General features: G+C 57.0%; 11 protein-coding genes. 8 read left to right on the plus strand and 3 right to left on the minus strand.

Annotation, left to right across the window (positions count from 1 at the left end):
• A partial coding sequence (locus WMO66_RS01090; RefSeq protein ID WP_349134563.1) for a transposase occupies positions 1-589 on the minus strand: 589 nt, incomplete at its 3' end.
• 246 nt (positions 590-835) lie between these two features.
• Between WMO66_RS01090 and WMO66_RS01095 the strand changes: the two genes are divergently transcribed.
• The 8 genes from WMO66_RS01095 to WMO66_RS01130 all read left to right on the plus strand — a co-directional run bounded on the left by WMO66_RS01095 (position 836) and on the right by WMO66_RS01130 (position 7,541).
• Positions 836-1,747 carry an ATP-binding cassette domain-containing protein gene (locus WMO66_RS01095; protein WP_349134564.1) on the plus strand — a complete coding sequence of 304 codons (912 nt, stop codon included), beginning with the start codon at positions 836-838 and terminating at the stop codon, positions 1,745-1,747.
• Positions 1,748-1,752: 5 nt separating this feature from the next.
• A complete protein-coding gene (locus WMO66_RS01100) occupies positions 1,753-2,427 on the plus strand; it encodes an ABC transporter ATP-binding protein (RefSeq protein WP_349134565.1) in 675 nt (224 codons plus the stop codon).
• Positions 2,424-4,112, plus strand: coding sequence for an ABC transporter substrate-binding protein (locus tag WMO66_RS01105; RefSeq protein WP_349134566.1), 1,689 nt, complete (start codon positions 2,424-2,426; stop codon positions 4,110-4,112). Before WMO66_RS01100 ends, WMO66_RS01105 begins: the two co-directional genes overlap by 4 nt.
• A gap of 24 nt (positions 4,113-4,136) precedes the next feature.
• A complete protein-coding gene (locus WMO66_RS01110) occupies positions 4,137-5,117 on the plus strand; it encodes an ABC transporter permease (RefSeq protein ID WP_349134567.1) in 981 nt (326 codons plus the stop codon).
• On the plus strand, positions 5,114-5,923 hold the full coding sequence (locus tag WMO66_RS01115) for an ABC transporter permease (protein ID WP_349134568.1): 810 nt from the start codon (positions 5,114-5,116) through the stop codon (positions 5,921-5,923). Before WMO66_RS01110 ends, WMO66_RS01115 begins: the two co-directional genes overlap by 4 nt.
• 11 nt (positions 5,924-5,934) lie before the next feature.
• The gene (locus WMO66_RS01120) at positions 5,935-6,468 is read left to right on the plus strand and encodes an FmdE family protein (protein ID WP_349134569.1); all 534 of its coding nucleotides are present in this window, start codon (positions 5,935-5,937) and stop codon (positions 6,466-6,468) included.
• Entirely contained in the window at positions 6,468-7,229 is a 762-nt protein-coding gene (locus WMO66_RS01125; protein ID WP_349134570.1) for a tetratricopeptide repeat protein, read from the plus strand. The genes WMO66_RS01120 and WMO66_RS01125 overlap by 1 nt, the downstream gene beginning before the upstream one ends.
• 132 nt (positions 7,230-7,361) lie before the next feature.
• A complete protein-coding gene (locus WMO66_RS01130; protein WP_349134571.1) occupies positions 7,362-7,541 on the plus strand; it encodes a hypothetical protein in 180 nt (59 codons plus the stop codon).
• Between the two features lie 153 nt (positions 7,542-7,694).
• On the opposite strand, the gene guaA is transcribed toward WMO66_RS01130, so the two are convergent.
• Both guaA and WMO66_RS01140 read right to left on the minus strand, forming a co-directional pair.
• Positions 7,695-9,233: a glutamine-hydrolyzing GMP synthase gene (gene guaA / locus WMO66_RS01135; RefSeq protein WP_349134572.1), complete on the minus strand. Its 1,539-nt coding sequence runs from the start codon at positions 9,231-9,233 to the stop codon at positions 7,695-7,697.
• Positions 9,230-9,805 (minus strand): xanthine phosphoribosyltransferase, encoded by a 576-nt coding sequence (locus WMO66_RS01140; RefSeq protein ID WP_349134573.1) that lies wholly within the window; start codon positions 9,803-9,805, stop codon positions 9,230-9,232. Before WMO66_RS01140 ends, guaA begins: the two co-directional genes overlap by 4 nt.
• Positions 9,806-10,168: the final 363 nt, after the last annotated feature.

Consider the following 10,168-nt stretch of genomic DNA (forward strand, 5'->3'; position numbering starts at 1 on the left):
TCGGTACACCGCTGCAGAAAAGGATCCGATTTCTGAAGTTCCGGAAGTTCCGCATCCCGAAGCAGACGCGCTTGAGGGCCTTCGTTTTGTTGTTGCAGCCCTCGATGAAGCCATTGGACCAGGGGACGTCCATGGAGTTCAGGATCTTCTGAAACCAGTTGCGGTACGCCGTGACGCAGGCCTGAAATTCCGGAAGGTCCATAACGTTCACGGCCGCGAGCCAGTCGAGCAGCCGCTGCTTCCCGACGGTCGAGGACTCCGAATGCATGACGGCAAGGAACTCGTTCTTCAGCCGGTAGGCGTCGGCGAGCCTCGGGGCGATCTCAAACATCAGCGCCAGACGCTCCTGCTCCTCGCTGCTCAGAGCTTCCATCGGCTTCCGGAGAAGGTGCTTTGACCGTTTGAAGTACCTGCGCAGCCCTCTGGAGAGCTTGTTCTGCTTGTTCTTCCGGACCTGCTCCATCGCCCGGGACGCCTGACGGATCACGTGGAACCGGTCCGCAACGATAATGGCATTGGGAAAGCAGATTTTTCCGACCGTGCGAAAATGCGTATCACTTTGACTTTTTTGCGATACTTTTCGGCCCAATCAGCATAAGGCTTTGACAGAATATACGAAGAAAAAAGTGCGAACACAGATTCTATCTTGGTGAATGGAAAAAACATCCCCCGGGGAGGCTTCCGCCCGGGAATCTCATCTGTTATAGTATGCTCATCGGTTCATACACGCATTCCTGCCAAAACCCAAAGCAAAGGCGCAGCGTTTCTTGGGGAAGAAAGCGCTGCGTCTTTGCGCAGGGCAGGAATGCAAAGCAACACCGGTTCGGAGGAACACTTGGAAACACCTATTTTACAGTACGCCGGCGGCGTGATCGCCGCAAAACTGGACCGCACGGAAAAAGAACTGGTCCACGGGGTTTCTTTCCATATTTCTCGCGGGGAGAGCCTGGCTCTCATTGGCGAGACTGGGTCCGGCAAGACGCTGATTGCCCAATCCGTGATGGGGGTGCTGCCCGGCAATGTGCGGCTGGTTTCCGGTGAAGTATTATTTTGCGGGAAGGCTTTGCCGAAGGGCAAAAAGCTGCGGTCCATGCTGGGCCGGGAGATCGTATATATCCCGCAGAACGGTCACGAATTTCTTGACCCGTCCAGAAGCATCCGCCGCCAGATGTTTGACAGCATTGCAAAGCTGGGCATTGCGGCACCTCTGAGAGAAGCGTTTGCCCGTGAAAAGCTGACGCAGGTGGGGTTTACCCAGCCGGAGGCCATTCTGGACCGGTATGCCTTCCAGCTGTCCGGCGGCATGGCCCAGCGGGTAACCATTGCACTGGCCCTTTGCTCTCAGGCCAAGCTGTTGATCGCCGACGAACCTACCAACGGTCTGGATCAGGACAGCAAGCAGCAGACGCTGTCCCTTTTGAATGACCTGTTCCCGGATGCGGCAAAGCTCGTTATCACCCATGACATTTCCGTGGCAGCGACCTGCGGCCGGATCCTTGTCCTGTGCGGCGGGAAAATGCTGGAGACTGGCAGCTCCGCACTGGTGCTGGCTGCCCCGCGCCATCCCTACACCCAAGCCCTGCTGGGTGCCTTGGTGGAAAACGGGATGCAGGAAACGCCGGCTTTGCGGACGGAGGCGGGCGCTTGTCCCTTCTATCGCCGCTGTCCCGCAGCCTTCGGACGATGCCGTGCCGAAATGCCCCGGAGGACGCAGGGAGACAGAGAATGGTGGTGCTGTAAGGAATGATCTCCATGGAACAGATCGATAAGGCTTTTGACGGAAAACAGGTTTTGCAAAATGTCACGCTGGATATTCCCGACGGTCAGATCTGCGGCATATTCGGAAAAAGCGGGATCGGAAAATCCACGCTGGCCAAAGTCCTCTGCGGCATCTGCCCGCCGGACGGAGGGCAGATTCTGCTGGACGGCCAATGTCTTGTTTCGCAGAATACGCCCTATGACAGGAAACTGGGCCTTTCCATTCAGATGGTTTATCAGCAGCCCTATGCAACGCTGGACCCGCACCAGAAAATCGGCAGCGGCTTCAAAGAACTGATCCGCTATCACGGCTTTGCTCCCAAGGGGAAGGAGCGTGCGCTGACGGAAGACGTGCTTGTGAAAGTCGGATTGGAGCCGCAGATCCTGGCCCATCTGCCGCATCAGATCTCCGGTGGGGAAGCCCAGCGGGTGGCCATCGCCCGGTGTCTTCTGTTCCGGCCAAAGCTGCTGATTCTGGACGAGGCAACCTCCATGCTGGATGTTTCTACCCAGGCCAATGTGCTGGGAATGGTACGCCGTCAGATGCAGGAACACCACGGAAGCATCCTGCTCATCAGCCACGATGAAGCGCTGGTGAATTTACTTTGTGATCAAATCTATGTATTTGAGAAGAAACACACAAATCAGAAGGAGAAAAACACGAAATGAAAAAAGTTGGATCTCTTTTGCTGGCGGTGCTGATGGTGCTGTCGCTGGCAGCCTGCGGCAAGACCCCGGCAGAACCCACCCAGACACCCTCCACCCAACCAAGCACCGAGACTCCCACCACGGAGGCCACGGAACCGGCACCCACCTACGCCATTGATACGCTGACCGTCGGCACGACGGCTGCCATCGAAACCGCCGTGTTCGGCGAGTATAACTTCGATATGCTTGCCAGCGGTGTATCCGAATTGCCTCTGGTTTATCAGGACACCAAGGGCGAATATCATCCGCTTCTGGCAACTTATGCTACCGAGGATGCCGCTACCTGGACCTACACCATCCAGGACGGCATGACGTGGTCCGACGGAGCGCCTGTAACGGCGGAGGACATTCTTTTCACACTCCAATACGATCAGGCCAACGGAAGCGCCAATTTTGAGGCCCAGACCGGGGAAGACGGAAAGGTCACGGAGGCCAAGTACACCGGCTACACCCTCTCCGACGACAAAATGAGCATTTCCCTGACGCTGGCCTCTCCCAATGTCCGGGAACTGAGCAATATGACCTCCTTCCGGGTCATGCCCAAGCATGTTTATGAGGGAAAGGATACCGTCACGGAGGCCGAAGGCCGCATCACCTGCGGCCCCTATGTGCTGGAATCCTTCAACAAGGAAGCCGGGACCATTACCTTCGCAGTCAATGAATACTATCCCCAGAAGCCCAATGTGGAGAAAATCGTCTATCAGCTTTTCGGCAACGAGGATACCATGTATTTGGCGCTCCAGCAGGGCGACATCGACATGGTCTGGGCCTACTCCACCGGTGTGGCAGGAACCTATCAGGATGTACTCTCCACCGATACCAATGTCTCGCTTGTCAATGTGGCTGCGGCCAATGCGCCTGCGGTCCTGGCCTTTAACAACGCAAATGGCCTGTTCTCTGACGAAAACCTGCGTCAGGCAGTTTCCTATGCACTGAACTACGAGGAATTCAAGACCTATTTCGGCAGCGCCTATGCTGAGATCCCCAACCGGGGCTTTGTACCCTCCACCACGGTGGGCTATACGGACACGGAGAAACTGACCACCGATACTGCAAAAGCGGACGAGTATATGAAGGCTGCGGGTTACACCGAAAAGAATGCCGACGGCTTCTACGTGAACGCCGACGGTACGGTTGCTGCCTTTACGCTGACGGTCAACGCCGCAAAGGAGGCCCATGTGGGCTACGCCGAAATGATCAAGACCCAGCTGGAGGCCTTTGGAATTCAGGTGAATCTGGACGCCGTGGACAAGGATGCCTACAATGCCAAAACCAGCAACAAGTTCTCCGAGAACAATATCACCATGGAAGCTGCGATCTATGGCTATACCGCCGCCGGCATGGGCATGGGCAACGGCCTCGGTTCCATCTATGTGGACGGCAATCACGCTGTGCAGGGCGGCTGCCAGGTGTTCGACGAAGCCTTTTCCTCCATTCTGGACGAACTGAAGGCCGCCAAGACCATTGAGGAATATTACACCGGCGCAGCAAAGCTCCAGGACTACTACGCGGCCCATATGCCGCTGATTGCCCTGTATTGGGACAACATGATGCTGGCCTATTCTTCCAAGCTGGACAATGTGACCGTGGATGCTGTATTCGGCCTGAACAACGTCAACAACTGGTTCAGCATCACCAAGAAATAATTTTTGCACGCAGGAGGCACACCGGTGAAAAAGTATCGTAAAAATCTGATCCTGGCACTGGTGTGCTTCCTGATCGTCATTGTTCTGAACTTCTTCCTGCCCCGGCTTCTGCCGGGGAACCCCATTGCTTATCTGACCGGCTTTTCCGAGGAGGATATGACCCCTGCTCAGGTAGCTTATTACCGGCAGGCCCTCCATCTGGATAAGCCGGTATTCGTGCAGTTCGGGTACTATCTGCGCTCCCTTGCAGACGGTACACTGGGCTATTCCTTCAAAAAGGAAGCCACGGTTTCAGCCCTGATTGGGCAGCGACTGGGCTACACCTTACAGATCACCCTGCCTGCCGTGCTGCTCAGCACGGTCATCGGTCTTTTGTGGGGGCTCCGCTGCGGCTACAAGAAAGGCAGCGGCTTTGAGAAGTTTTCGACCACATTCCAGATCATCGTCAATACGATGCCCACATTTCTGATTGCTCTGGTGCTGATGATCCTGTTCTGCTTCCGGCAGCGGTGGTTTCCCTATACGGGGTTGAACAGCGCTGGGGTCGTTCCCGGAACGGCCGGGTATTTCTGGGACCGGATCCATCACCTGATTCTCCCGGTGCTGACACTGACCGTCGCCGCCGCACCCTCCCGATACCTGTTGATGCGGAACACCGTCCGACAGGTGACGGAAGAAAAATATGTGCTCTATGCCAAGGAACGGGGCTTATCCGACCGAAAAATCCAATTCGGCTATATTCTGAAGAACATTGCCCAGCCCTTTATCACCATGGTGGGCATGAGCGTCAGCACCTGTATCGGTGGTTCCCTGGTTGTGGAGAAGCTGTTTTCCATCGGCGGTATGGGGAGCTTGCTCTCGGATGCCGTCTATACGTTGGATTACCCGCTGATGCAGGGCATCCTGTTTGTCACAACGGCGATCATGACGATCTCCATTGTCGTGACGGACCTGATCTGCATTCTTATTGACCCCAAGGTACGCTTCGGAGGTGGTCCGGCTTGAGAAAACAGCATATTCCGCTTCTCCTTGGCATCGTGGTTTTGAGCCTTTTTCTGACCGCTGCATTATTTCCGACTGTGTTTACGGCTTACGGGCAGAAGGAAACGTTTGGCCCGTGGCTGATGCCGTCGGCAGAACACCTACTTGGCACCAATGCGTTGGGCTATGACATCTTTACGGAGTTGGTCTGCGGGACCCGGCAGACGCTGCTGGTGGGTGTATCCAGCAGTATTCTGACATTGCTTCTGGGAAGCGTGATCGGTACGTTGGCTGCCGGGAAGGGCTTTTTGGGCGGCCTGTCCAATGGCGTTATCAATATTTTTGTGCTGCTTCCGAAGCTGGTGACCATGATCGTGCTGGCGACCTTTCTGGGAAGCTCCAGCCGAAATCTGATCCTTCTGATTGCTGCATTCAGCTGGGTGGGGACGGCCCGGAATGTCCGGGCAAAGGTCATTCACCTGAATGCCCAGCCTTTTATTGAAAATTGCATGATCCAGGGATACAGTCGGAAGCATATCATTCTCCGCCATATTCTTCCGAATCTGTACGATGTATTGCTCTCCCGGTTTCTTCTGGGGGTCAACAGCTGCATTATGATGGAGTCCACCCTGAGTTTTTTGGGCTTTGGGGACCTGTATCATCCCACCTGGGGCACCATGATCAACTTTGCCTATAAACGGGGCGCCTTTCTTCGACAGGCCTATGCCTATCTCCTCTCACCGGGCGTGTGCATTATGCTGCTCTCGCTGTCATTCTATCTCATCAGCCTGTATTTTGAGCACCGACAGGCTGCCATTCAGGAAAAATAGGAGGTCATACGATGCAAAAGGAACTGGAATCTTTGTGGCAAAAATGCGTTGCGTTTCATGGCCACGGCTGCGGAGGCCTTGCAGTCGGCTTTCGGGCGGTGCTGTATGCGTGGGAGCTGTTTGAAAGTGACAGCACATCTGAGGACGAGGAGATCGTGTGCATTGCCGAGACCGACGCCTGCGGTGTGGATGCCATTCAGGCGCTGCTGTCCTGTACCGTGGGAAAAGGGAACTTGATTTTCAATCTACAGGGGAAAAACGCCTTCTCCTTTTATCGCCGTCCGGACGGAAAGTCCTTCCGCCTTGCCCTGCGCCCAACACCGGAGAAAACCAAGGACGAACGGCTGGCGTGGCTTATGGATGGGGACTTCCACGAGATGTTTGACGTGAAGGAAGCCCCAGAGCCGGTGCCGGAGGAGGCCCGGATCTTCAAGACCGTTACCTGCTCCGTGTGCGGAGAACGATTTGCCGAGAGCTTTGCCCACCTTCAAAACGGTGAAATCGTCTGCTCCGCCTGTTACCGTCCGTATACAAGGGGGCTGTGATGGAATACCCGTTTGATGCCCTGCACGCCGGGATAGAAAGCCAGATTCTCAATCTTCCTGCCGGAATTCCCGACTCCCAGGCAATCAGGCAGGCAAAGTCCTTGCCGGACTCCGTTGAAAAATTCCGTGCATTGGGAAAGGCTCTTTCCAGGCAGCTTCGCTACCGTGAGGCCGTTGCAGCTTATACGGAGGGGCTGAAGCTGGAGCCGGAAGATCTGTCCCTGCTCCGCCTTCGGGCGGGACGGTACCTGACGACGCTGCAAAGCAATCTTGCCATTACTGATTTTGAAAAATGTCTGTCCTTGGGTGCGGAAAAGCTGGACTGCCTCTATCGGATCGGCCTTGCCCAGTATTACGCCGGGCGGTACGAGCAGGCAATGGAAGCTTTTGAGAGCTGTATGCCTTTATGCGATGATGAAATGGGGATTGCGGTTCTTTACTGGCACACGCTGAACGCTGTCCGGACAGAGAAAGCGCCGACGCTTCTGAAGTACTATCGCCCGGATATGGCGGTGGGGCATCATACTGCTTACGAAAAGGCCATGCGGGTCTGGAGCGGTACAACGCCGCTTGCAGCGGCGCTGGAAATGCTGGAGAGGGAAGAAGACGATCTGGAATATGGCATTACCTTGTACGGTCTGCTCTGGCATCCGGACTGCGCCGAAAGAGAGCGCCTTTCCCAAGTGCTTCTTCGCCGGGACGGTTTCTGGCCCAGCTTTGCTTACCTCGCTGCGTGGAAGGATCGGGCGGGAACCCAGTAAGCGCCTATCCTGGTATTAGGATCAACTGAGATGGACATAAAAAACGGGGCTGTCTGAAAATGAAGCATTTCCAGAGGTTAGAGAAATAATCTTTATAAAAATTGCTCAAGCTGCCGAGAGGGTTTACTGTCTGTGAATTGCAGGCGACAAGCCGAAAGGCATCGCAACGGCGAAATCAACCGGGAGGACTACGATAAGTGGCGTTATAACTACCCGAAATACGATGAGACCTCCGGCTATGTGAAAGTGCCGTCCCAGCAGCTTAGCGATGCAATGGTGGAGGCGTTCAAAGACAGGCTGAAGGCTGAATAAAAAACAATAGAAAAAAAGCGCTATCTGACTTGGCCTCAAATCAGATAGCGCTTTTTGTTATCGCAATAATTCAAATAATGTTGCCATTTTGTTGCCACAGCGGGCACTCATGGCGAAAAAGCCTTGGTATGACGGGGCTTTTCCGGGATGCAATCATTCCCACTCAATCGTCGCTGGGGGTTTACTGGTGATATCGTAGACGATGCGGTTAATATGGGGGACCTCATTGACGATGCGGGCGGAGGTACGGTCGAGGACGTCGTAGGGGATACGAGCCCAATCGGCGGTCATGAAGTCGGTGGTGGTGACGCCGCGGAGGGCGAGGGTGTAGTCGTAGGTGCGGCTGTCGCCCATGACGCCGACGGAGCGCATATTCGTCAGCACGGCGAAATACTGGCTGACGCTGTAGGCGAGGCCCGCGTTTGCCAGCTCCTCGCGGAAGATGGCGTCGGCATCGCGCAGGGTATCGAGCTTCTCGCGCGTGATCTCGCCGAGGACGCGGATGGCAAGGCCGGGGCCGGGGAAGGGCTGGCGCATGACCAGATATTCCGGCAGGCCGAGCTCGCGGCCGAGCTGGCGGACCTCGTCCTTGAACAGCAGGCGCAGCGGCTCGATGATCTCCTTGAAGTCGACGAAGTCAGGAAGGCCGCCAACGTTGTGGTGGCTCTTGATGACGGCAGCATCGCCCGCGCCGGACTCAATGACGTCGGGGTAGATCGTGCCCTGGGCGAGATAGTCGACGCGCCCGATCTTCTTGGCCTCGTCTTCAAAGACGCGGATAAATTCCTCACCGATGATCTTGCGCTTGCGCTCCGGCTCCGTGACCCCGGCGAGCTTGCCGAGGAAGCGGGCCTCGGCATCGACGCGGACGAAGTGCAGGTCCCACTTCCGGAACGCGGCCTCGACCTCGTCACCCTCGTTCTTGCGCATCAGGCCGTGGTCGACGAAGACGCAGGTGAGCTGGTCGCCGACGGCCTCGGCGATGAGCGCGGCGGCGACGGAGCTGTCCACGCCGCCGGACAGGGCCAGCAGGACCTTGCCGCTGCCGACCTTCTCGCGGATGGCGGCGATGGAGGAGCGCATATAGTCGCCCATGTTCCAGGTGCCGGTACAGCCGCAGACGCGGTAGAGGAAGTTGCGGATCATATCCTGGCCGTGCTCGGTGTGGTTGACCTCCGGGTGGAACTGCACGCCGTAGAAGCCGCGGACCTCGTCGGCGATAGCGCCGGTCGGGCAGTGCTCCGTGACGGCACAGGCGCGGAAGCCCTCGGGCAGGCGGGCGATGAAGTCGCCGTGGCTCATCCAGGTGACGCTCTGCTCTGGCAGACCCTCAAACAGGCGGCAGGGGGAGAAGTGCGTCTCCGTGCGGCCGTATTCGCGGGCTGTGCTGTCCTGCGCAGCCGTGACCTCGCCGCCGAGCGTCTGGGCCATGAGCTGGCAGCCGTAGCAGATGCCGAGGACCGGCACGCCCAGCGTGAAGATGGCGGGATCGACCTTCGGGGAGGCGGCGTCATAGACGCTGTTCGGGCCGCCGGTGAAGATAAAGCCCTTGGGCTGCATGGCCTTGAGCTCCTCCAGCGGGGTCGTGTAGGGCTTGACCTCGCAGTATACGTTGCACTCACGGACACGGCGGGCGATGAGCTGGTTATACTGCCCGCCGAAGTCCAGAACGAGAATCGTTTCCATGCTCATTCCTCCCGGAAGACAAAGCCGTTTTCGTCTGCGCTCTCAATGATGGCGAGCGAATGCAGCGGGATACCGGCCTCGCGCAGGCGGTCGCCGCCGTGCTGGAAGCCCTTTTCCACCGCGACGCCGATGCCGACGAGCTCGGCCCCGGCCTCCCTCACGATGTCGCACAGGCCGCGCATGGCCTCACCGCGCGCCATGAAGTCATCGATGATGAGGACCTTGTCCGAGGCACTGAGCCACTCCTTGGAGACAAGCAGCGTGACCTTCTTCTTATAGGTATAGGAAAGAATGTCGCTCTGATAGAGGCCGCCCTCGATGTTGTCGCTCTTGGCCTTCTTGGCGAACACCATCGGCACGCCGAAGGCCTGCGCGCAGATCGTGGCCAGGGCGATGCCGCTGGCTTCGGCCGTCAGCACAAGGGTGATGTCCTTGCCGGCAAACACGCGCCTGAATTCCTGCGCGATCTGCTCCATCAGTGGTACGTCGATGCGATGATTCAGGAAACCATCCACCTTCACAATGTTTCCGGGCAGGATCTTGCCTTCCTTCCGGATCCGTTCCTTCAGAAGCTCCATGGGAACCTTCCGCCTTTCTCAATAGTAGATGCCTATATTATGCCGGAAAAACGCGGAAAAAGCAACAGGAAAAACAGGCTGCGGGAAAAGAATCGGAATGGCCCGGCTGCGTGCCTGCATGATGTACAGAGTATCGGTCAGGATGGATAGGCCGGTTGCGTCCGCAGCGGCGATCCCTGCACAACCCGCCGGACGAGAGGAAAATGTAGCGGCGGTCAGTGACCGCCCAGTAGGGGGAGCATTCAACGGCAGAAAGGCACTGGTGCACCGCTGCACTCGCTTGACGTGTCATTCCGAGGAGCGAAGCGACGTGGGAATCTCGCAGTACTTGGCCGGATAATTGGGCACTTCCGGCGAAAACGT

Source organism: Faecousia intestinalis, assembly GCF_040096185.1.
Taxonomy (GTDB): Bacteria; Bacillota; Clostridia; order Oscillospirales; family Oscillospiraceae; genus JAZOXB01.

Coding starts and splice junctions, on each gene's coding strand:
- WMO66_RS01100 (WP_349134565.1), top strand. CDS start 1,753: ATGGAACAGATCGATAAGGCTTTTGACGGAAAACAGGTTTTGCAAAAT.
- WMO66_RS01105 (WP_349134566.1), top strand. CDS start 2,424: ATGAAAAAAGTTGGATCTCTTTTGCTGGCGGTGCTGATGGTGCTGTCG.
- WMO66_RS01120 (WP_349134569.1), top strand. CDS start 5,935: ATGCAAAAGGAACTGGAATCTTTGTGGCAAAAATGCGTTGCGTTTCAT.
- WMO66_RS01125 (WP_349134570.1), top strand. CDS start 6,468: ATGGAATACCCGTTTGATGCCCTGCACGCCGGGATAGAAAGCCAGATT.
- guaA (WP_349134572.1), bottom strand. CDS start 9,233: ATGAGCATGGAAACGATTCTCGTTCTGGACTTCGGCGGGCAGTATAAC.
- WMO66_RS01140 (WP_349134573.1), bottom strand. CDS start 9,805: ATGGAGCTTCTGAAGGAACGGATCCGGAAGGAAGGCAAGATCCTGCCC.